We start from the raw sequence: 20,445 nt of genomic DNA, 5'->3' as shown, positions 1-20,445 counted from the left end.
AGCCAAATGCGAAGCCTGCTGTTCAACATCGCCTATTGGGCGCTTTCCATCACCTACGGTCTGGCCGCGGCCTTTGCGGCGCTGGCGCCGGGTCGAAAGGCGACAAGCTGGATCATCCGCCGCTATGTCCGGCGCATGGTGCAGGCCATGAGCCTGTTCGCAGGCATCCGAATCGAGACGCGCGGCAAGGAACGCCTGCCGCAGGGCGCCTTCATCATCGCCTCAAAGCACCAGAGCTGGGGCGACGGCTTCGCCACCTATGACCAGTTCGACGACGTGGCCTTCGTCACCGGCGACCACCTGGAAAAGTTCCCTCTGTTGGGAACGGTGCTGAAGAAGCTGGGCGCCATCGTCGTCAACAACTGCGGCGGTCACGCCGCCCGCGCCGCCCTGAAGGAACGCGCGGCCGACGCCAATCGCGAGGGCCGCAAGATCCTGATCTATCCGGAAGGGCACCTGGCCAAGGTCGGCGAGAAGTACCGCTATCGCTCGGGCGTCTGGCACATGTATCGCGATTTCGACATGCCGGTCGTGCCGCTGGCGACCAATCTGGGCCTGTTCTGGCCGCTGGAAGAGTTCCACAAGAAGCCCGGCACGGCGACGCTGGAATTCCTCGCACCGATTCCGACGGGTTTGCCCAAGGCCGAGTTTCTGGAACGGCTGGAAACCGCCGTCGAAGGCAAGACCGCCGAACTGATCGCCGAGGCGACCGGCCTGCCGGTCACGCCCGCTGTATTGGTGGTTTCAGAAGACGAAGCCGCCAAGGCCGCCGCAGCAGCCTGATCGTCTCCCCCAGTCACCGTCATCCCCGGCCTTGTGCCGGGGATCCATAACCTCGACGCGTCCGCGAACGCGCCACGTCTGCGAATTGCGGCGTTTATGGATACTCGGAACAAGCCCGAGAATGACGAGTGTGAGAACGAAAAGGCGTCAGGCCGCCGGGATCACCGCGCCTTCATATTTCGTGGCGATGAAGTCCTTGATCGCCTGACCACGCAGAGCGTCGGCCAGCGCCTGAACCCGCGGATCGTTCTGATTGTCCGGACGCGCCACCAGATAGTTCACATAGGGGCTGTCGGCGCCTTCCAGTTGCAGGGCGTCCGTCTTGGGCTTCAACCCGGCGTCGAGGGCGTAGTTGGTGTTGATCACCGCCCCATCCACCTGCGGCAGGATGCGCGGGATGGTCGCAGCCTCGACCTCCTGGAACTTCAGCCCCTTGGGATTGGTGGCGATGTCGCGAACGGTCTGCAGCGGGTTCTGCGGATCTTTCAGCGTGATCAGACCCGCCGCCTGCAACAGCAACAGGGCGCGGCCGGTGTTGGAGGCGTCATTCGGCACGACGATCTGCGCGCCGTTCGGCAGGTCGGCCAGAACCTTGTGCTTGCGCGAATACAGACCCAGCGGCTCGATGTGGATGCCCGCCACAGTGATCAGGTTCGTGCCGCGCGCCGTGTTGAACTCGTCCAGATAGGGCTTGGTCTGGAAATAGTTCACATCCAGCCGCTTTTCAGCCAGTTGCACGTTGGGCTGAACGTAGTCGTTGAAGACCTTGATCTCGATCGGCACGCCCTGCGCGGCCAGGATCGGCTTCACCTGCTCCAGGATTTCGGCGTGCGGCACGGCCGTGGCGCCGACCAGCAGGGGCGCGCCCTCGGCGCCCGCCTTCTTGTCCGCGCCCTGACCGCAGGCGGTGAGCATCAAAACAGCAGCGGCGGACAGCAGCAGCGAACGGCGGATCATGGAGCAGGCTTTCGTAAAATCAGCGGTGCGAGACCTTAGCGACCAGACGGTCGCCGATCATCTGCAGAATTTGTACGAGGATCAGCAGCAGAACTACGGTCACGGCCATGACGTCGGTCTGGAAGCGCTGATAACCGAAGCGGATGGCCAGATCGCCCAGACCGCCCGCCCCCACCACGCCCGCCATGGCCGTGTAGCTGACCAGGGCGATGGCGGTGACGGTGGCGCCGGCGATGATGCCGGGCATGGCCTCAGGCAGCAGGGCGCGCGTCACGATCTGGAAGGTTGAGCCGCCCATGGCCTGCGTCGCCTCGACCACGCCCTTGTCCACCTCACGCAGCGCCGTCTCGACCAGACGCGCATAGAATGGCGCAGCCCCGACGACCAGCGGCGGAATGGCGCCCGCCACGCCCAGCGAGGTGCCGACCAGCAGCACCGTCACCGGCAGCATGACGATCAGCAGGATGATGAAGGGCACCGAGCGCAGCACATTGACCACGAAGGACAAGACGGCGTTCAGGACCGGATTGGCCGCCAGCCGCCCCTTGCCCGACAGATACAGCAGCACGCCCAGCGGTACGCCCAGGATCACCGTCAGCACCATCGATCCGCCCAGCATCAGCAGGGTGTCGATCGTCGCCTTGCCGATATCGGCCCAGTCCACATTGGCGAACATCAGACCGCCTCCACCAGGACGCCGCGCGCGGCCAGTTGCGCCAGAGCCGCCTCGGCGTCGCCTCCGGTGAAGGCCACCGTCATCTGGCCATAGGGCTCGCCCCGGATGCGGCTGATGCGGCCCGACAGGATCGAATAGTCGACGCCCGCCGTGCGCGCGATGCGGCTCAGTTCCGGCTCATAGGTCGAGGGACCGCGGAAGGTCAGGCGAGCCATGCGCGCCCCGGCGGGCGCGACCGAGGCGTCGACCGCCTCCTCGCCCTCGGCCAGCATGGCGCGCGTCACGGCATGTTGAGGATGCAGGAAGACGTCGGCCGTCGCGCCCTGCTCCACGATCCTGCCGTCCTTCAGCACCGCCACCCGGTCGCAGACGCGGCGCACCACCTCCATCTGGTGGGTGATCAGGACAATGGTCAGTCCCAGATCTCGGTTCAGCCCGTCCAACAGGGTCAGGATATCTTCGGTCGTCTCGGGGTCGAGGGCGCTGGTCGCCTCGTCGCACAGCAGCACACTCGGGCCGCAAGCCAGGGCGCGGGCGATGCCGACACGCTGCTTCTGACCGCCCGACAACTGAGACGGATGCTTCTTCGCGTGATCGGCCAGCCCCAGCTGGGCCAGCAGTTCCGCCGTGCGCGCCTTCACCTCGGCCTCGGGCCGCCCTTCCAGCCGCAGGGGGAAGGCGACGTTGTCCTCGATCGTCTTGGCGTTCAGCAGATTGAAGTGCTGGAAGATCATGCCGATGCCGCGTCGCGCAGCGCGCAGTTCGGCCGGGTTCAGGGCGGTGATCTCCTGCCCATCGACGAAGACCTTGCCCGCGTCCGGGGTCTCCAGTCGGTTGATGGCGCGGATCAGGGTGGACTTGCCCGCCCCCGAACGGCCCACCACGCCGAACACCTCGCCACGCGCAACGTGCAGGTCGACGGCGTCCAGCGCCGTGCGGTCGCCCGCCGCGCTGCGATAGCGCCGGGTCACCCCCTCCAGTCGGATCATGTCAGTCGGCGTCCAGAGCGGCGGCGGGGATGATGGTGACGCTCTCGCCGCAGCCGCAGGCGTCCGTCTCGTTCGGATTACGGAAGACGAATTTCGACGCCAGCTTCGTCACCTCATAGTCGATTTCGGTGCCGATCAGGAACAGGACCGCCTTGGGCTCGATCAGGATGGTGACGCCCTTGTCCTCGACCACCTCGTCCAGCGGCAGGGCTTCTTCCGCATAGGCAAAGGTGTATTCCTGCCCGGCGCAACCGCTGTTCTTCACGCCGACACGCAGGCCGACGTAGTCCTTCTCGGCGTTGTCCATGATCTCGCGCACGCGCGCGGCGGCGGCGTCCGTCAGGGTCACCGCCTTGGGCCGGGGGCGCCGGGGCCGGGTCGTTGCAGTCTGAAGTTCGGTCATCAGGGCCTCCTCAGAACATGTTCAGGGCCAGCTTGGCCTCGTCGCTCATCTTGGAGGAGTCCCACGGCGGATCGAACACCAGATTGGCCTTGGCGCTGCGCACGCCGTCGACCTTGGACACCGCCGTCTCGACCCAGCCGGGCATCTCGCCCGCGACCGGACAGCCCGGCGCCGTCAACGTCATCTCGACCAGCACGTCGCGGTCGTCGGAGACGTCGACCTTGTAGATCAGCCCCAACTCATAGATGTCGACCGGGATTTCCGGGTCATACACCGTCTTCAGCGCCTCGATCAGGTCGTCCGTCAGCTTGTCCAGCTCACCCTGAGACAGGGCGCTTTTCTGCGGCTCGTCCCAGCTGGCGGCGAAGGCGTCGCTGTCGGTGATCGCGTTGTCGGTTTTGGCGTCCATACTCGTCACACGAAGAAGTTGCGCGCCTTGATCAGCGCGTCCACGAAGGCGTCTGTATCCTCCGTGGTGTTATATAGGGCGAAAGAGGCCCGCGCGCTTGCGCTGACGCCCAGTCTTTTCGCCAGAGGCTCGGCGCAGTGCAGCCCGGCCCGCACGGCGACGCCGTAACGGTCCATGATCTGGGCTACATCGTGCGCATGCGCGCCCTCGACGGTGAAGGTCAGGATCGCGCCCTTCTCTTCCGCCTCGCCCAGAATCCGCAGCCAGTTGTGGCCGCTCAGACGTTCAACAGCGTGACGATACAGGGCCATTTCATGCGCCTGAATGGCCGCCGGGTCATATTGAGCCAGCCATTCGACCGCCGCGCCCATGCCGATGGCCTCAAGGATCGGCGGCGTGCCCGCCTCAAACCGATGCGGCGGCTTGGCGTAGGTCACGCCTTCCTTTTCGACCGTAACGATCATTTCGCCGCCGCCCTGATACGGCGGCAGGGCGTCCAGCGCCTCGGCCGTGCCGTAAAGGACGCCGATGCCGGTCGGTGCGAACAGCTTGTGCCCGGTCAGGACATAGTAGTCGCATCCGATGGCCTGAACGTCCGGCGCCGCGTGGACCGCGCCCTGACAGCCGTCGATCAGCATCCGCGCCCCGACCGCATGGGCCAGACGGGTGATCTCGGCGACCGGATTGATGGTGCCCAGCACGTTGGACATATGGGTGACGGCGACCAGCCTGGTCTTCGGCCCCAGCAGGGCGGCGAAGGCCTCCATGTCCAGCACGCCGTCATCCTTGATCGGCGCCCATTTCAGCACCGCCCCGCGCCGTTCGCGCAGGAAGTGCCACGGCACGATGTTGGAGTGGTGCTCCATCTCGGTGACGATGATCTCGTCGCCCGGCTGGATCGACAGGCCGACGCCGTTGGCGACCAGATTGATCGCCTCGGTCCCCCCCTTGGTCCAGACGATGTTGTCGGCCGACGGCGCATTCAGAAAGCGGGCGACGATCTCGCGCGCGCGCTCATAGGCCTCGGTCGCCTCGTTCGACAGGGTGTGCAGACCCCGGTGGACGTTGGCGTAGCTGCCCTCCATCGACGCGACCAGGGCGTCGATCACGGCGCGGGGCTTCTGCGCCGAGGCGGCGGTATCCAGATAGACCAGCGGCTTGCCGTTCACCTGTCGCGACAGGATCGGGAACTGCGCGCGGGCGGCATAGGGGTCGAACCCCGTCATGGATGCGTGGGTCACAGGCGAGCCGTCAGCCATTCCCGCACCACCTCTCTGGCGCCTTCATCCTCGATGCGGTCAACGACCTCGATCAGGAAGGCATGGGTCAACAGGGCGCGGGCCTCATCAGCCGAAATGCCGCGCTGCTGCATGTAGAACAGGGCGCTTTCGTCCAGCGTCCCGACGGTGGCGCCGTGGGCGCACTGAACCTCGTCGGCGTAGATGATCAGCTCGGGCTTCACGTCGATCTCGCCGCGATCCGAGGCGATCAGGCCGTGGTGGCCCATGCGGGCGTCGGTCTCGTCCGCGCCCTTCTGGACCAGGATCTTGCCCTGGAAAACGCCGCGCGCCTCGTCCCGCACCACGCCCTTGATCAACTGGCTGGTCGTGCCGTTGGGAGAGACGTGGTCGATCACCGTGGTCAGGTCGAAGTGGCGCGCGCCGTTCAGCAGATAAAGGCCGTCCACGCGCGCATCGGCGCCCTCGGCCCCGTGACGCAGGCGCGTCTCATGGCGCTGCAATCTGGCGCCCGTGGCGATGATGGTCTGGCGATAGCGACCGCCCGCCTCCAGCCGAACCTCGGCCTCGGCCACCGAAATGGCGTCGGCGGGTTCATCGGTCAGGACGATCCGGATGACCTCGGCGTCGGCGGCGACATCGATCTCGACCTTGTTATGGGCGACATAGGCCGAGCCCTTGCCCTCATGCGTCTCCAGCAGCAGCAGACGCGCGCCGGGACGGGCGACGATGCGCGCCGCCGCCGTATGGCCCGTGCCGGTCGCATCCGAAATGAAGCGCAGCCGCAGCGTCTGTTCGCCCGAGGCGATATAGTCCTTCACACCGACCGGGCGGCCGTTGGCGAAGACGACCGCGTCGCCGCCCAGATCATAGAACGGCCCCGGCGCGCCCACGACGGCCGTGCCGGACGGTTCAGGCGCTTCACGAAGAAAGCGCTTCAGATCACTGTATTTCCATTCCTCGACCCTCCGCGAGGGGAAGGTTGCGGCGTCAGTGAGGTCCAGCCGGGCCAGCGCCTTCATGCCGCCTCCGGCAGGAACTTGTCGTAACCTTCCGCCTCAAGCTCATGCGCCAGTTCCGGCCCGCCCGAGGCGACGATGCGGCCGCCCGCCAGGACGTGAACGCGGTCCGGTTTGATGTAGTCCAGCAGGCGCTGATAGTGGGTGATCACCAGCATCGACCGATCCGGGCTGCGCATGGCGTTGACGCCATCGGCGACGATGCGCAGGGCGTCGATGTCGAGGCCGGAGTCCGTCTCGTCCAGGATCAGCAGCGACGGCTCCAGCAGGGCCATCTGCAGGATCTCCATCCGCTTCTTCTCGCCGCCGGAGAAGCCGACGTTCAGCGGCCGCTTCAGCATGTCGAAGTCCATCTTCAGCGACTGCGACGCCGCCTTGACCAACTTCAGGAAGGCCGGGGCCGAAACCTCTTCCTCGCCGCGCGCGCGCTTCTGGGCGTTCAGCGCCGTGCGGATGAAGGTCATCGCCGGCACGCCGGGAATCTCGATCGGATACTGGAACGACAGGAACAGGCCCGCCGCCGCGCGCTCGGCCGGTTCGATATCCAGCAGGTCGACGCCGTTCCATGAGGCGGAACCGTCCGTCACCTCATAGCCGGGACGCCCCGACAGGCTGTAGCCCAGCGTCGACTTGCCGGCCCCGTTCGGCCCCATGACCGCATGAACTTCGCCCGCAGGCACGTCGAGCGAAAGGCCCTTGAGGATCGGCTTGTCGGCGACGGAGACGTGGAGGTTTGAGATGGAAAGCATTCAGGCAGCCTTAGCGCGTCAGAAAGCAGCCGACGGCGTCACCGCGGATGCTGTAGATTTTGAGAGAAGAGCCTTCGCGCCCCACCAACGCAAAGTCGGCGTCATCGCCGGGGTCGTAAGCCAATAGCATAGCGCCGCCGTCATCAGCGACGATTGAAACTTGGCGGATGAACTCACCACCTCGGGCAACGTCAAAGTCGAGAACCTCGGCAAGATAAGGCTCCACCAGGGCGGCTCGCATTTCCCCCAAGCCATCCTCGAACCATTCGCGCGGCAACGGCGACCCCAGCGCGTCAGACTGAGGCGCTGGAATCTCGTATGCATCGACCTCTTGCCGAACGCGGGCCTTGAGAGTTTGGAGATCGCTCACCCCACGCTCCCTTCCAGCGAGATCGCCACCAGCTTCTGGGCCTCGACGGCGAACTCCATCGGCAGTTCCTGCAGGACGTCGCGGACGAAGCCGTTGACCAGCAGGGCCACGGCCTCCTCTTCCGACAGGCCGCGCTGCTGAGCGTAGAAGAGCTGATCTTCGGACAGGCGTGTCGTGGTCGCCTCGTGCTCAAGCTGGGCCGAGCCGTTGCGGACCTCGATGTAGGGGATGGTGTGGGCGCCGCACTCCTTGCCGATCAGCAGGCTGTCGCACTGGGTGAAGTTGCGCACGCCGGTCGCCTTGGGGTGGATCGACACCAGGCCGCGATAGGTCGAGTCCGACTGACCGGCCGAGACCGTCTTGGCGATGATGCGGCTGCGGCTGTTCTTGCCCAGGTGCATCATCTTGGTGCCGGTGTCGGCCTGCTGATGGCCGTTGGTGATGGCGATGGAATAGAACTCGCCCGAGCTTTCCTCGCCCTTCAGGATGCAGGACGGGTATTTCCAGGTGACGGCCGACCCCGTTTCAACCTGCGTCCAGCTGACCTTCGAGCGGTCGCCGCGGCAGTCGGCGCGCTTGGTGACGAAGTTGTAGATGCCGCCCCGCCCTTCCGCGTCGCCGGGATACCAGTTCTGAACGGTCGAGTATTTCACCTCGGCGTCGTCCAGGGCGATGATCTCCACGACAGCGGCGTGCAGCTGGTTCTCGTCGCGCATCGGCGCCGTGCAGCCTTCCAGATAGGAGACGTAAGAGCCCTTGTCGGCGATGATCAGGGTGCGCTCGAACTGGCCGGTCTGGCTGGCGTTGATGCGGAAATAGGTCGACAATTCCATCGGGCAACGCACGCCCGGCGGCACATAGACGAAGCTGCCGTCGGAAAAGACCGCGCTGTTCAAAGCCGCAAAATAGTTGTCGCTGACCGGGACGACCGTGCCGAGGTACTGACGCACCAGATCAGGGTATTCACGCAAGGCCTCGGAAATCGGCATGAAAATCACGCCTGCCTTGGCCAGTTCTTCCTTGAAGGTCGTGACGACCGAGACGCTGTCGAACACGGCGTCCACGGCCACCTTGGGCGCGCCCTGCACGCCGGCCAGCACTTCCTGCTCCTTCAGCGGGATGCCCAGCTTTTCATAGACGGCCAGCAGTTCGGGATCGACCTCGTCCAGCGACTTCGGCCCCTCCTTCTTCACCGGCGCGGCGTAATAGTAGAGATCCTGATAGTCGACAGGCTCGTATTTCACCGCCGACCATGTCGGCTCCTCCATCGCCAGCCAGCGCTCATAGGCGGCCAGACGCCATTCCAGCATCCACTCCGGCTCGCCCTTCTTGTCGGAGATGAAGCGGATGATGTCGGGGTTCAGGCCCTTGGGGGCGAACTCCTGCTCGACGTCCGTGGTGAAGCCGTATTTATACCGCTCCAGCTCCGCGACCGTATCAATGGTTTCCTGAACAATAGCCATAAGTTACGCGACTTCCTTTACGCGCTCCTGCAAGCGCGCCTTATGCTTGTCCCAGGCCGCGACCCACGCTTCGGCGAAGCGGGTCCAGTCAGCCTCGGTCGTGCCCCAGCCGCCGGAGACGCGCACGCCCCCGGTCGCCAGATGATGCAGGCCCATGGCGCTGATCGCCTTGGACGGTTTGACCTTGCCGGACGAACAGGCCGAACCGGCCGAAACCATGACCCCGGCCAGATCGAGGGTGATCAGCTGCTGCGGGCTGTCCCAGCCTTCAACCGCCATGAACAGGGTGTTGGGCAGGCGCTCGACCGCGCCACCGATAATTGTGGCGCCCGCCGCCTTGACGCGGGCCTCGGCCGCATCACGCCAGCCGACATGCGCCATGGCGGCGTCCAGATCGCGCGCGGCGCAATCAGCGGCGATACCGAAGCCGGTGATGCCCGGCACATTTTCGGTCCCGGCGCGCAGGCCGCGCTCCTGACCGGCGCCATGCAGGATGCGGACGGCCGAAACGCCATCCTTCGTCACCAGCGCGCCCACGCCCTGCGGTCCGCCCAGCTTGTGCGCCGAGAGGGTCAGGCTGTCAGCGCCCAGAGCGCGCATCTTTACGGGTATTTTTCCTGCCGACTGGATGGCGTCGACATGCAGCCAACCGTCCGCCGCATGGACCAACCCCGCCGCCTCGGCGATCGGCTGGATCACGCCGCTTTCATTGTTGGCGTGATGGATGGCGACGACCGCCCGGCCGGGACGCGCCAACGCCTCGGCCAGCCAGTCCAGATCGACCACGCCGTCCGCATCAACCGGCAGCACCTCGACCGGAACGCCGCTGACGGCGGCGGCCTCGGCCACGCAGGGATGCTCGGTCGCGCCGACGATCAGGCGCTCGCAACCGGCGGCCAGTGCGCTGTGAATGGCCTGAGCGTTGGCCTCGGTCCCGCCTGAAGAGAAGATGATCGCCGTCGGATCCGCGCCGATCAGATCGGCCACCTGGGCGCGGGCCGTCTCGACGCGCGCCCGGGCGCGACGCCCGGCGGCGTGAACAGCGGACGGATTTCCATTGTCCGCCAACGCCTTGGCCATGATCTCCTGAACCTCAGGACGAACCAGACCCGAGGCGTTGTAATCCAGATAGACGCTCATGCCGCCGCCTCCATGGACGAGGCGCTGTCCTTCTGGCCCATACGGGCGCGACTGGTGCGTTTTTCGATCACATCCGCCAGACTGACGCCTGCCAGATAGCGATGAATCTCAGCGCCCAGATCTTCCCACAGGTCGTGGGTGATGCAGCGCGCGCCGCCCGTCATACAGCCGCGCGGCGTGCCGTGAGCCGCGCAGCGCGTTGCGCGGATCGGCTCATCCACGGCCAGAACAATGTCCGCAACAACCGTTTCACCGGCTGTTTTAGCCAGGCGATAGCCGCCGCCGGGGCCGCGCACGCTCTTGACCAGACCGCCTTTGCGCAGCCGCGCGAACAACTGCTCCAGATAGGAGAGTGATATTTCCTGACGCGCCGCAATCTCGGCCAGCGACACGGCGCGATCCGATCCGTTCTTCGCCAGATCGGCCATCGCCATGACGGCGTAACGTCCCTTGGTCGACAGACGCATCCCAATACCTCAAAAACCTAACGCTTTTCAGGCCCGCTGTGCTAAGACCCCCGGCCTCGCTGGCGAGCGCGTTGCGTCAGGGGGACTTAGAAAGTCCTACCTGCGCGGTCAAGTATTATCCGCCGGTGAAACGTCTGTTGATTGTAGGGGTCGCCATTCATGCCTGAAGTCATCCTGCCCGGCGCCGCTGGCCGCATCGAAGGCCGCTACTCGCCCGGCAAGCGCCCTGATGCGCCGATCGCCCTGATCCTGCATCCCCACCCCAAGGCAGGCGGGCACATGAACAACCCCGTCGCCCTGACGATGCACCAGCTGTTCGTCCAGCGCGGCTTCGCCACCCTGCGCTACAATTCGCGCGGCGTAGGCAAGTCGCAGGGTGAGTTCGACAGCGGCATCGGCGAACTGGCTGACGCGGCGACGGCGCTGGACTGGCTGCAGGCCAGCAACCCCGCCGCCACCCAGACCTGGGTCGCGGGCTATCAGTTCGGCGCCTACATCGGCATGCAGCTGCTGATGCGCCGCCCCGAAACAGACGGCTTTATCTCGGTGTCGCCACCGTCGAACATCTATGACTTCAGCTTCCTGGCGCCTTGCCCGGCCTCGGGCCTGTTCCTGCACGGCACGGCCGATACGGTCGTCCCGCCGGCAGAGGTCGAGCGCGTCGTCACCAAGCTGCGCTCGCAAAAGGGCATAGTCATCGACTATGAGCTGGAAGAAGGCGCGACCCACTTCTGGCAGGACCACATCGGCGCCGTCGAGCGTCGCGTCAGCGCCTATCTGGACAAGCGCCTGGCCGAAAAGCCCGCCTGATCCAGAGTGATCTGAATGCCTGAAACGGCGCTCCGGGCAACCGGGGCGCCGTTTCTGTATGTGGGGACTAGTGCTCGCCTTCCGCTGCCGCCACGGCGGCGGGACGGTGCGCGCGGACGCACCAGACGACGCTGATCACCATCAGGATCATGGCGACGACCTCGATTACGGTCGGGCCGCGCTGCTCCCAGATGAAGCCGTAGATGAAGGCGAACAGGGTCTCGGACACGATCATCTGGCCCAGCATGGTCAGGGGCAGCAGGCGGCTGGCCTGGTTCCAGAAGGCGTTACCGATGACCGAGGCGAAAATCGCCACGCCTGCGCTGACACCCAGCAGGCGCATCCAGGCGTCGTCCGTCATGCCGCCCAGCATGAACAGCGACGGAATGACCAGCACCAGCGCCAGCGCGCCCGTGACCACGCCGGTCAGCAAGGACCACTCATGCGGGGTGACGTTGGGCAGCCGCCCCATCCAGCGGCTGTTGCCGACCGCGAAGGCGGTCCACGACAGCAAGGCCGCCAGCGCACAGCCCAGACCGATCAGGGTCGCGCTGCCGCTCTGCGCCGCCGCGCCGCCGCCCTGACTAAGCGATTCCCAGCCGATCAGGCCGACCGCCAGCGCCGCCACGGCGATCGGCGGCGCCACGCGCGACAGCGGCGGCGAGTCCTTGTCCTTCAGGCCCCATAGCGCCACCACCACAGGCACCATGCCGACGATCAAGGCCGAGGCCGCGACGCCCGCGTAATGCACGCCGACCACCAGAAAGGCGAAATAGACCAGATTGCCCGCCAAACTCAGCCAGACCAGCGCGCCCCACGCCTTGCGCGTCAGGGCCGCTGTCGCCCGCCGCCAGCGCGGCGCGATCAACAGGGCCGCGATCAGGCCATAGGCGAGATAACGCCCCGCCGTCAGCAGCAGCGGCGAGGCCTCCGGCACCACCTTCGGCGCCAGAAACACCAGACCCCACAGGGCGCCCGCCGCCAGACCACTGGCGACGCCCCAGAAACGCGATGAAGCCCCCACCCTTATTCTTCTCCTGGCTCTACAATCCGGCCGCCGGTCATCGGCGTTGCGACTCCCGTCGTGCCGGGGAAACTGATCGGCAGGCCCAGACGGCAGCGCGCCGCCAGAAAGGCGAAAGCCTCGGCCTCGATGGAGTCGCCGCGCCAGCCCTTGTCCTCGGCCGTCGAGACGGGGACGCCGACGCGCTCGCGAATAGCGACCAGCAGCACCGGGTTGTGGCGACCGCCGCCGCAGACGACGATCTCCTTCGGCTGCTCCGAACAGCGCGCAACGCCCAGCGCCACGGCCTGCGCCGCGAAGGCGGTCAGGGTGGCCGCCGCATCTTCCAGCGACAGACCCGCGACCGGATCCAGCGAGAAATCAAAACGGTCCAACGATTTCGGCCCCGTCGCCGCGAAATAGGGGTGGGCCAGATAGGCGTCCAGCACACTCTGATCGACCGTCCCCGCCGCCGCCAGACGACCGCCCTCGTCCATCCGCTTCTTCATGCGCGACTGGACCAGAAGATCGACCATGCCGTTGGCCGGTCCGGTGTCGAAGGCCTCCAGCCCGCCGTCTGCGCGGATCAGGGTGATGTTGCCGACCCCGCCGAGGTTCAACACCGCGACCGGTCCCGACAGCCCCGCCTTGCGGACCAGCGCCGCGTGATAGACGGGAGCCAGCGGCGCGCCCTGCCCGCCCGCCGCCACGTCAGCGCTGCGGAAGTCAAAGGCCGTTGGCACGCCCAGGCCTTCGGCCACGCTGGCGGCGTCGATCAACTGGACCGTGCGGCCCGGCAGTTCATGCGTCGGCGCCTCGTGCAGCACCGTCTGGCCGTGGACGCCGACCAGATCCAGCGCGCTGGACTTCACTCCGTTCACCGCCATGAAGCCGAGCGCGGCGGCCAGATGCGCATCGGCCACGGCCATGCGCGCGTCCTCGAAGCTTTCCGGCTCTTCCTCGTCACGCGCCCAGTCGAAAGCGTCCTCGATGGCGTCCTCGATGGCGGCGCGTGTTTCGCTGTCCAGCTTCATCTCGCCAGCGGGGCCGAAAGACAGGATGTCGTGGCCGTCCGTCTCGATCACCGCCATGTCCACGGCGTCCAGCGAGGTGCCGGTCATGAAACCGAGCACGCGGAGAGTCTTTTTCAGGGAGGTCGTCATGGCGGCTTGACTGCCACGTCGGGCGCGACGTAGCTAGCGCCCATGATCGCGCAACCGGCCCTTTTCGCCGCCTATTACTACGGCCTCTACTAGAGAGCGGCCGCGATCCTTGCCGCCCTTCCCTCGGCGGCATTATTCCTCGGAAGACGGCCGCCGGTTCTGATGCTACGGACCCGACCATGACCGAGCCCACGACCCAAACCGTTTCCGACACCGCCTTCAAGTCGGACTTCCTGCGTCTGATGAAGGCGCGCGGCTATATCCACCAGATCACCCACCCGGTCGAACTGGACGAGGCGGCCGCGTCCGGCGTGGTCACGGGCTATATCGGCTTTGACGCGACGGCGCCGTCGCTGCACGTCGGCCACCTGATCCAGATCATGCTGCTGCGTAGACTTCAGCAGGCCGGGCACAAGCCGATTGTCCTGATGGGCGGCGGCACGACCAAGGTCGGCGACCCGTCGTTCAAGGACACCCAACGTCCCCTGCTGACCGAGGAAAAGATCGCCGAGAACATCGCCGGCATCAAAGGCGTGTTCGAGAAATTCCTGACCTTCGGCGACGGCCCGACCGACGCCATCATGCTGGATAACGACGAGTGGCTGTCGCAGCTGGGCTACCTGCAGTTCCTGCGCGACTACGGCACCCACTTCACCATCAACCGGATGCTGAGCTTCGACTCGGTCAAGCTGCGCCTGGATCGCGAGCAGCCGCTGACCTTCCTCGAGTTCAACTACATGCTGATGCAGGCGACCGACTTCCTGGAGCTGAACCGTCGCTACGGCTGTTCGCTGCAGATGGGCGGGTCTGACCAGTGGGGCAACATCATCAACGGCGTCGAACTGACCCGCAAGGTGGACCACAAGGCGGCCTTCGGCCTGACCACGCCGCTGCTGTCCACCGCTTCGGGCCAGAAGATGGGCAAGACGGTCGGTGGGGCCGTGTGGCTGAACGCCGACGCCCTGTCGCCGTTCGACTACTGGCAATACTGGCGCAACACCGAGGACGGCGACGTTGGCCGCTTCATGCGCCTGTTCACCGATCTGCCGCTGGATCAGATTGAGCGTTATGAGGCGCTGAAAGGCGCCGAGATCAACGACGCCAAGAAGGCGCTGGCCGACGCAACCACCTCCATGCTGCACGGCGCCGAGGCCGCACAGGCCGCCCGCGCCGCCGCCGAGGCCGCCTTCGAGAAAGGCCAGTTGTCCGCCGACCTGCCGACCGTCGAACTGCCGCGCGACGAGGTGATCGGCGCCATGATCGCCGCCGTCACGACCAGGGCCGGCCTCAGCGCCTCCAACGGCGAAGCGCGCCGCCTGGCTCAGGGCGGCGGCCTTCGCCTGAACGACGAAGTCGTCAACGACGGCGCCCGCCTGATCGAAGAAGCCGACCTGAACGCCGACGGCGTGCTGAAACTCGGCGCCGGCAAGAAGAAGCTGGTGCTGGTGCGGCCGGTGTAACAGCCGCCCCCTTCTTCCGCTCATCCCCGCGCACGCGGGAATCCAGATGGAGCGTGCTCAACCGTGGCCTTCTACGTCTATATCGTGGCCAGCCAGCGCAACGGCACGCTCTACATCGGCTCAACCGATGACCTGATCGCGCGCATAAGCCAGCACAGGGCCGGAGCGCTTGGTGGGTTCACCGCCCAATATGGCGTGACCCGGCTTGTCTGGTTTGAGGTGCATGGTTCGCGCGACGAAGCCTTTCGACGCGAACGTCAGATGAAGAAATGGAAGCGACGCTGGAAGCTGCAGTTGATCGACGAGTCTAATCCAGACTGGCTCGACCTGTTTGACACCGTGCGATTGGCCGGGCTCAAGGATGCATCGGACTGGGTCCCCGCGTACGCGGGGACGAGCGGAAGTGAGAAAGATCTGTGACCGACATCACCGAAAACACCCCTGCCCCCGCTTTTGATCTGGCGACAGACGGCGACGGGCGCGTGTCGCTGGACGGGCTCAAGGGCCAGAATGTCGTCCTCTATTTCTATCCCAAGGCGGACACGCCGGGGTGCACGACCGAAGGGCAGGACTTCTCGACCCTGATCGACCGCTTCTCGGCGGCGAACGCCGTGGTGATCGGCGTGTCGCGCGACACGGTGAAGAAGCTGGACCGCTTCAAGGCCAAGCATGACCTCAAGATCGTGCTCGGTTCGGATGAGGACGGCGCGGTCACGGAAGGCTGGGGCGTGTGGGTTCAGAAGAAGCTCTATGGCCGCGAATATATGGGCATTGAGCGCGCCACCTTCCTGATTGATGGGCAAGGCGTGGTTCGCCGCGTCTGGCGAAACGTCAAGGTGAAGGGTCACGCCGAAGAGGTTCTGGCCGCCGTCGAAGCGCTGTGATCAACGAGCGGGGTTCGCAAAGCCCGGCTTGACCTGCGCGTCGCAGCCAGCCCTAACTATTGTCAGGGATTGTATCCTCAGGGGCTGACATTGACCAAACGCCGGTCATCCCGGCGTGACGCGGAGAGTAAAAATGTTCAACAAGAACAAACCCCTCGACAGCAGCCCTGCGGGCGGGCTGGGCATTCCGAAACCGCCGGAGCCTGCCGCCCCCGCCCCGGCCTCCGTGGCCGCAACGCCTGCACGGACGCCAGAACCCGCGCGCGCCGCCGCCGCCCGCTCGTCCAGCCTTTCGACGCTGTCGGCCGGCGTGAAATATGAGGGCAATATCTCGGGCGCAGGCGAGCTTCAGGTCGACGGCTCGCTGAAAGGCGACATTCGGGTGGTGCGCGTGGTGATCGGCGAAGGCGGCGCGGTCGAAGGCACCGTCCACGCCGACATCCTTGAGGTGCGCGGCCGCGTCTCGGGCGCCATCGTCGCCAAACAGGTCAAGCTGTTCGCCACCTCGCGCGTCGAGGGCGACATCACGCAGGAACAGCTTTCGATCGAACAGGGCGCCTGGTTCCAGGGCCGCTGCACTCAGGCCAAGCGCGACACGCCGGGCGCCAATATGCTGGAAGCCCCCGCCCCGGCCGAAAAACCCGCGCCCGCCAAGACGGACGCCAAACCCGAGGCCAAGCCCGCCGCTTGACTGGCGCCAGCCTTGGATCAAACAGAAAGGGCGGCCCGCGAAGGCCGCCCTTTTTTATGCCGCATCGGAGAGCCCGATCAGCCCTCGCGGGTTTCGCCCACGCGGGCGGCCAGCGCGGCGCCCATGAAGGGGTCCAGATCGCCATCCAGGACGCCTTGCGTGTCCGAGGTTTCAACCTCGGTGCGCAGGTCCTTCACCATCTGATACGGCTGCAGGACGTAGGAGCGGATCTGGTGCCCCCAGCCGATATCGGTCTTGGCGTCGGCAAGGGCCTGGGCTGCGGCTTCCCGCTTCTGAAGCTCCAGCTCGTACAGGCGCGCACGCAGCATCTTCCACGCCTGATCGCGGTTCTGGTGCTGCGAACGGCCCGCCTGACAGGCCACCACGGTGTTTGTCGGAATGTGCGTCAGACGCACGGCCGAGTCCGTCTTGTTGACGTGCTGCCCGCCCGCGCCGGACGCGCGATAGGTGTCCGTACGGACGTCCGACGGGTTGATGTCGATCTCGATGCTGTCGTCGACGACCGGCGACACCCCGACGGAAGCGAACGAGGTATGGCGCTTGGCCGCCGCGTCATAGGGACTGATGCGGACCAGACGGTGAACGCCCGATTCCGACTTCAGCCAGCCATAGGCGTTCGGGCCGGAAATCAGCAGGGTCGCGGACTTGATCCCCGCCTGTTCGCCGGATTCCTCTTCCTGAAGCTCGACGTCATAGCCATGCGAACGCGCCCAGCGGCTGTACATCCGCAGCAGCATTCCCGCCCAGTCGTTCGACTCCGTACCGCCAGCGCCGGAGTTGACCTCCAGATAGGCGTCGTTGCCGTCGGCCTCGCCGGACAGCAGGGCTTCCAGTTCGGCCCGCGCGGCGCGGTCCTTGATGGCCTTCAGCTGTTCGCGTGCGTCTTCAAGAGTGGCTTCATCGCCCTCTTCATCGGCCATATCGGCCAGCATGATCCCGTCTTCGAGACCCTGCTCCATCTCCTTGACGGCGTTGACCTGCACTTCCAGCCGCGAACGTTCACGGCTGACGGCCTGAGCCTGTTCAGGATTGTCCCACAGCGTCGGATCCTCGACCCGCGCGTTCAGCTCATCGAGCTTTCTTAGAGCGACATCCCAGTCAAAGTCGCCTCCTGAGCAGAGCGACGCTCTGCTCGATGTCGGCCTTCATGGCCTCGACATCCGGTCTCATCGCAATCTCCAGCGATACAGGGGTGAAACGGCGCGCCAGAACATCCGGCGCGCCGAAGAGGGGTGTAACTAGAGCCTCAGTAGAGGTCGCTCAAGTCCTCGGCCGGCTGCTTTTTGGGCGGCGGCGGGGCTGCAGGCGGCGGGGCGACCGGGGCCGGAGCCTGAGACTTGGCTTCCTGCTCGCGCCGGATGACGTCGTAATAGTTCTGAGGCCCTTCCGGCACGGTCGGGCGCGGCGCTTCCTCGCGGATCTGGCGCTCGGTGCCCGGACGGAAGGCTTCCTCAATGCCGTTCACGGTGCGGAAGATGGCGTTCTTCGGCTTCACGAAGGGGCGCGCCGGGCGCTCCTTCAGGGCGTCTTCCATGAAGTCGATGAAGATCGGCACGGCGGTCGAAGCCCCTGCCTCGCCCCCGCCCAGCGAGCGGTTGTCGTCAAAGCCGACGAAGACGCCGACCACAATGTCGCTGGAGAAGCCGACAAACCAGGCCGAACGATATTCATTGGTCGTACCGGTCTTGCCCCCGACCCATCGGCCCAGACTGCGGGCGCGGGCGCCGGTGCCGCGCTGGATCACGCCTTCCAGCATGGAGCTCATCTGATAGGCGGTGATCGGGTCGATGACCTGCGTGCCGCGATCCTGCAGGCGCGGCGATTCCTGTCCGCTGAAGCCGCGGCCGCACTCACGGCACTGACGGCGGTCGGCGCGGTGGATGGTCTGGCCGTTCCGGTCCTGCGCCAGTTCAATCAAATAGGGGTCGATCTTGCGACCGCCGTTGACGAAGGCGGCATAGGCGGCGGTGATCCGGTAAGGCGTGGTTTCACCAGCCCCCAGCGACATGGCCAGATTGGGCGACATATCGTCCACCACGCCCATCTTCTTGGACAGGTCGACGACGTTCTTCATGCCCACGGCCTGCGCCAGACGCACGGTCATGACGTTGCGCGACAGCTCCAGACCCCGACGCAGGCTCTGCGGACCATAGAACTGGCGGCTGTAATTCTGGGGCGTCCACGGCCGCCCGCCCGGACCGCCGGGGAAGCTGATCGGCGCGTCCAGAACGATGGAGGCCGGGGTGAAGTCTCCTTCCAGCGCCGCCGCATAGACGAAGGGCTTATAGGCCGAACCGGGTTGGCGACGAGCCTGCGTCGCGCGGTTGAAGCTGGACAGGGCGTAGGAATAGCCGCCGACCAGCGCCAGCACCCGGCCCGACTGCGGCTCGATCGCGACCAGGGCGCCGTTGACGGCAGGCACCTGCTTCAGGGCGAACTGGCCGTTCTGGCGCTCGACAAAGATCAGATCTCCGGTCTTCAGTGGCTTGCGGCCCGCGTTAGACCAGGAGACATCGGCCGCGCGCAGTGATCCCGTCTGGTCGTCGCGGGCCGTGCGGATGCGGATGTTGCCGCCGCTGACGCTCTCGACCGCAGCGGCCTGCCATGAGCGGCGCTCGGGCGGAGAGGTGCGCTTCAAGGCCTCGGCCTGCCAGCCGTCGGCAAAGTCTGTCGTGCCCCAGGCGCCGCGCCAGCCGTGGCGACGGTCATAGTCCTCAAGCCCGCGCATCAGGGCGTCGCGCGCCGCCGACTGCAGTTGCGGATCAAGGGTGGTGCGCAGGTAATAGCCGCCGCGATTGACCTCTTCCTGTCCGAACAGGGCGATGGCCCGTCGACGCGCTTCTTCCACGAAGAAGTCGGCGTCGGCGTATTCGGCCCGTCGCGGCGCCGAGCGCGCGTTCAGCGGGCGCGCCAGCGCCGTCTTGGCCTGTTCAGCCGTCAACCAGCCGTTGTCGGCCATTTCGCCCAGAACCCAGTTGCGACGGCCCAGCGCAGCGGCCGGATAGCGCTTGGGGTGATAGTTGGCCGGTCCCTTGGGCAGGGCCCCCAGGAAGGCGGCTTCGTCCGGCGTCAGCTGATCCAGCGACTTGCCGAAGTAGTTATAGGCCGCCGAGGCCACGCCATAGGAGCGATAGCCCAGATAAATTTCGTTCAGATACAGTTCGAGGATCTGTTCCTTGGTCAGGGTCGCTTCCAGACGGCTGGACAGGACCGCTTCCTTCAGCTTGCGGTTCAGGCTGGTCTCGCTGGTCAGCAGGACGTTCTTGGCCACCTGTTGGGTGATGGTCGAGCCGCCCTCAAGGCGCCGTCCCGACATGACGTTGAACACGTTCTTGAACATGGCCCGGCCGATGCCGGACACGTCGATGCCGCCGTGGTTGAAGAAGTTCTGGTCCTCGGCCGCCAGGAAGGCGTGGACCACGGTCTGCGGCACCTGGTCATAGGTGACGTAGATCCGCCGCTCGTCCGAGAATTCGCCGATCAGGGTGCCGTCCCCGGCATAGACCCGCGTGGCCGTCGCCGGGCGATAGTCCGCCAGCTCGGAGGCGTCAGGCATGTCGTGCAGGACCCAGGCGGCATAGACCGCCACCACCACCCCGGCCACGGCGATGGCGCCCAGCAGGGCCACGCCCGCCATGACGAACCAGCGTTCGGCTATCTTCACCGTGAACTCCGCAAGACGCACCCCATCATCGCCCGTTTATCGTGCGTCGCGCGACGCGCAAAGCGGAACCGCACCAAACAGGCCCG

Annotated in this window: 22 protein-coding genes; 6 read left to right on the top strand and 16 right to left on the bottom strand. The window is 66.0% G+C overall.

Annotated elements, in window-relative coordinates:
• Positions 1-6 precede the first annotated feature (6 nt).
• Complete coding sequence (locus ABE454_RS00390; protein WP_346527895.1) at positions 7-783, top strand: lysophospholipid acyltransferase family protein; 777 nt, start codon at positions 7-9, stop codon at positions 781-783.
• Positions 784-930: 147 nt separating this feature from the next.
• Here ABE454_RS00390 and ABE454_RS00385 read toward each other — a convergent pair whose 3' ends face one another.
• From ABE454_RS00385 to ABE454_RS00330, 12 genes are read right to left on the bottom strand one after another with little or no spacing between them, the layout of a single operon-like run.
• Positions 931-1,740 (bottom strand): MetQ/NlpA family ABC transporter substrate-binding protein, encoded by an 810-nt coding sequence (locus ABE454_RS00385; RefSeq protein WP_346527892.1) that lies wholly within the window; start codon positions 1,738-1,740, stop codon positions 931-933.
• Positions 1,741-1,759: 19 nt separating this feature from the next.
• Positions 1,760-2,416, bottom strand: a complete 657-nt coding sequence (locus ABE454_RS00380; RefSeq protein ID WP_024352729.1) for a methionine ABC transporter permease — start codon at positions 2,414-2,416, stop codon at positions 1,760-1,762.
• Positions 2,416-3,405 carry a methionine ABC transporter ATP-binding protein gene (locus ABE454_RS00375; RefSeq protein WP_346527890.1) on the bottom strand — a complete coding sequence of 330 codons (990 nt, stop codon included), beginning with the start codon at positions 3,403-3,405 and terminating at the stop codon, positions 2,416-2,418. Before ABE454_RS00375 ends, ABE454_RS00380 begins: the two co-directional genes overlap by 1 nt.
• Before the next feature lies 1 nt (position 3,406).
• The gene (locus tag ABE454_RS00370) at positions 3,407-3,808 is read right to left on the bottom strand and encodes a HesB/IscA family protein (protein WP_040345340.1); all 402 of its coding nucleotides are present in this window, start codon (positions 3,806-3,808) and stop codon (positions 3,407-3,409) included.
• A gap of 10 nt (positions 3,809-3,818) precedes the next feature.
• On the bottom strand, positions 3,819-4,217 hold the full coding sequence (locus ABE454_RS00365) for an SUF system Fe-S cluster assembly protein (protein WP_346527887.1): 399 nt from the start codon (positions 4,215-4,217) through the stop codon (positions 3,819-3,821).
• Positions 4,218-4,222: 5 nt separating this feature from the next.
• Positions 4,223-5,476 (bottom strand): aminotransferase class V-fold PLP-dependent enzyme, encoded by a 1,254-nt coding sequence (locus tag ABE454_RS00360; protein WP_346527885.1) that lies wholly within the window; start codon positions 5,474-5,476, stop codon positions 4,223-4,225.
• Positions 5,455-6,477 carry a Fe-S cluster assembly protein SufD gene (gene sufD, locus ABE454_RS00355; protein ID WP_346527883.1) on the bottom strand — a complete coding sequence of 341 codons (1,023 nt, stop codon included), beginning with the start codon at positions 6,475-6,477 and terminating at the stop codon, positions 5,455-5,457. Before sufD ends, ABE454_RS00360 begins: the two co-directional genes overlap by 22 nt.
• Entirely contained in the window at positions 6,474-7,223 is a 750-nt protein-coding gene (gene sufC / locus ABE454_RS00350) for a Fe-S cluster assembly ATPase SufC (RefSeq protein ID WP_346527881.1), read from the bottom strand. Before sufC ends, sufD begins: the two co-directional genes overlap by 4 nt.
• A 10-nt stretch (positions 7,224-7,233) precedes the next feature.
• Positions 7,234-7,593 (bottom strand): hypothetical protein, encoded by a 360-nt coding sequence (locus ABE454_RS00345; RefSeq protein WP_346527878.1) that lies wholly within the window; start codon positions 7,591-7,593, stop codon positions 7,234-7,236.
• The gene (gene sufB, locus ABE454_RS00340; protein ID WP_346527875.1) at positions 7,590-9,056 is read right to left on the bottom strand and encodes a Fe-S cluster assembly protein SufB; all 1,467 of its coding nucleotides are present in this window, start codon (positions 9,054-9,056) and stop codon (positions 7,590-7,592) included. The genes ABE454_RS00345 and sufB overlap by 4 nt, the downstream gene beginning before the upstream one ends.
• Before the next feature lie 3 nt (positions 9,057-9,059).
• Positions 9,060-10,196, bottom strand: a complete 1,137-nt coding sequence (locus ABE454_RS00335) for a cysteine desulfurase family protein (protein WP_346527873.1) — start codon at positions 10,194-10,196, stop codon at positions 9,060-9,062.
• Positions 10,193-10,663, bottom strand: a complete 471-nt coding sequence (locus tag ABE454_RS00330; protein WP_346527871.1) for an Rrf2 family transcriptional regulator — start codon at positions 10,661-10,663, stop codon at positions 10,193-10,195. The genes ABE454_RS00335 and ABE454_RS00330 overlap by 4 nt, the downstream gene beginning before the upstream one ends.
• 159 nt (positions 10,664-10,822) lie before the next feature.
• Between ABE454_RS00330 and ABE454_RS00325 the strand changes: the two genes are divergently transcribed.
• Entirely contained in the window at positions 10,823-11,473 is a 651-nt protein-coding gene (locus tag ABE454_RS00325; protein WP_346527868.1) for an alpha/beta hydrolase, read from the top strand.
• A gap of 67 nt (positions 11,474-11,540) precedes the next feature.
• Here ABE454_RS00325 and ABE454_RS00320 read toward each other — a convergent pair whose 3' ends face one another.
• Both ABE454_RS00320 and ABE454_RS00315 read right to left on the bottom strand, forming a co-directional pair.
• Positions 11,541-12,497: a DMT family transporter gene (locus ABE454_RS00320; protein ID WP_346527866.1), complete on the bottom strand. Its 957-nt coding sequence runs from the start codon at positions 12,495-12,497 to the stop codon at positions 11,541-11,543.
• Between the two features lie 2 nt (positions 12,498-12,499).
• A complete protein-coding gene (locus ABE454_RS00315) occupies positions 12,500-13,639 on the bottom strand; it encodes an anhydro-N-acetylmuramic acid kinase (protein WP_346527863.1) in 1,140 nt (379 codons plus the stop codon).
• A 179-nt stretch (positions 13,640-13,818) separates the two neighbouring features.
• Here ABE454_RS00315 and tyrS point away from each other — a divergent pair, with 179 nt between their 5' ends.
• The 4 genes from tyrS (at position 13,819) to ABE454_RS00295 (ending at position 16,674) form a co-directional block, all read left to right on the top strand.
• Positions 13,819-15,099 carry a tyrosine--tRNA ligase gene (tyrS, locus tag ABE454_RS00310; protein WP_346527861.1) on the top strand — a complete coding sequence of 427 codons (1,281 nt, stop codon included), beginning with the start codon at positions 13,819-13,821 and terminating at the stop codon, positions 15,097-15,099.
• Positions 15,100-15,162: 63 nt separating this feature from the next.
• Positions 15,163-15,519, top strand: coding sequence for a GIY-YIG nuclease family protein (locus tag ABE454_RS00305; RefSeq protein ID WP_346527859.1), 357 nt, complete (start codon positions 15,163-15,165; stop codon positions 15,517-15,519).
• Positions 15,516-15,983 (top strand): peroxiredoxin, encoded by a 468-nt coding sequence (locus tag ABE454_RS00300; protein WP_346527857.1) that lies wholly within the window; start codon positions 15,516-15,518, stop codon positions 15,981-15,983. The genes ABE454_RS00305 and ABE454_RS00300 overlap by 4 nt, the downstream gene beginning before the upstream one ends.
• A 133-nt stretch (positions 15,984-16,116) precedes the next feature.
• Positions 16,117-16,674 (top strand): bactofilin family protein, encoded by a 558-nt coding sequence (locus ABE454_RS00295; RefSeq protein WP_346527856.1) that lies wholly within the window; start codon positions 16,117-16,119, stop codon positions 16,672-16,674.
• Between the two features lie 77 nt (positions 16,675-16,751).
• Here ABE454_RS00295 and prfB read toward each other — a convergent pair.
• A protein-coding gene (prfB, locus tag ABE454_RS00290; RefSeq protein ID WP_346527853.1) for a peptide chain release factor 2 occupies positions 16,752-17,865 on the bottom strand; the annotation gives its coding sequence in 2 pieces (ribosomal slippage) (positions 16,752-17,795 and positions 17,797-17,865; 1,113 coding nt in all).
• Positions 17,866-17,941: 76 nt separating this feature from the next.
• A complete protein-coding gene (locus tag ABE454_RS00285; RefSeq protein ID WP_346528500.1) occupies positions 17,942-20,332 on the bottom strand; it encodes a penicillin-binding protein 1A in 2,391 nt (796 codons plus the stop codon).
• Positions 20,333-20,445: the final 113 nt, after the last annotated feature.

The organism is Brevundimonas diminuta, assembly GCF_039673845.1.
Taxonomy (GTDB): domain Bacteria; phylum Pseudomonadota; class Alphaproteobacteria; order Caulobacterales; family Caulobacteraceae; genus Brevundimonas; species Brevundimonas diminuta_E.
Note: the sequence above shows the minus strand (reverse complement) of the source record. Positions and strands in the feature narration are given on the sequence as shown.

Excerpts from the sequence above, each read along its gene's own strand:
- ABE454_RS00390 (WP_346527895.1), top strand. The coding sequence starts at position 7 with ATGCGAAGCCTGCTGTTCAACATCGCCTATTGGGCGCTTTCCATCACC.
- ABE454_RS00385 (WP_346527892.1), bottom strand. The coding sequence starts at position 1,740 with ATGATCCGCCGTTCGCTGCTGCTGTCCGCCGCTGCTGTTTTGATGCTC.
- ABE454_RS00380 (WP_024352729.1), bottom strand. The coding sequence starts at position 2,416 with ATGTTCGCCAATGTGGACTGGGCCGATATCGGCAAGGCGACGATCGAC.
- ABE454_RS00375 (WP_346527890.1), bottom strand. The coding sequence starts at position 3,405 with ATGATCCGACTGGAGGGGGTGACCCGGCGCTATCGCAGCGCGGCGGGC.
- ABE454_RS00370 (WP_040345340.1), bottom strand. The coding sequence starts at position 3,808 with ATGACCGAACTTCAGACTGCAACGACCCGGCCCCGGCGCCCCCGGCCC.
- ABE454_RS00365 (WP_346527887.1), bottom strand. The coding sequence starts at position 4,217 with ATGGACGCCAAAACCGACAACGCGATCACCGACAGCGACGCCTTCGCC.
- ABE454_RS00360 (WP_346527885.1), bottom strand. The coding sequence starts at position 5,476 with ATGGCTGACGGCTCGCCTGTGACCCACGCATCCATGACGGGGTTCGAC.
- sufD (WP_346527883.1), bottom strand. The coding sequence starts at position 6,477 with ATGAAGGCGCTGGCCCGGCTGGACCTCACTGACGCCGCAACCTTCCCC.
- sufC (WP_346527881.1), bottom strand. The coding sequence starts at position 7,223 with ATGCTTTCCATCTCAAACCTCCACGTCTCCGTCGCCGACAAGCCGATC.
- sufB (WP_346527875.1), bottom strand. The coding sequence starts at position 9,056 with ATGGCTATTGTTCAGGAAACCATTGATACGGTCGCGGAGCTGGAGCGG.
- ABE454_RS00335 (WP_346527873.1), bottom strand. The coding sequence starts at position 10,196 with ATGAGCGTCTATCTGGATTACAACGCCTCGGGTCTGGTTCGTCCTGAG.
- ABE454_RS00330 (WP_346527871.1), bottom strand. The coding sequence starts at position 10,663 with ATGCGTCTGTCGACCAAGGGACGTTACGCCGTCATGGCGATGGCCGAT.
- ABE454_RS00325 (WP_346527868.1), top strand. The coding sequence starts at position 10,823 with ATGCCTGAAGTCATCCTGCCCGGCGCCGCTGGCCGCATCGAAGGCCGC.
- ABE454_RS00315 (WP_346527863.1), bottom strand. The coding sequence starts at position 13,639 with ATGACGACCTCCCTGAAAAAGACTCTCCGCGTGCTCGGTTTCATGACC.
- tyrS (WP_346527861.1), top strand. The coding sequence starts at position 13,819 with ATGACCGAGCCCACGACCCAAACCGTTTCCGACACCGCCTTCAAGTCG.
- ABE454_RS00295 (WP_346527856.1), top strand. The coding sequence starts at position 16,117 with ATGTTCAACAAGAACAAACCCCTCGACAGCAGCCCTGCGGGCGGGCTG.
- ABE454_RS00285 (WP_346528500.1), bottom strand. The coding sequence starts at position 20,332 with ATGGCGGGCGTGGCCCTGCTGGGCGCCATCGCCGTGGCCGGGGTGGTG.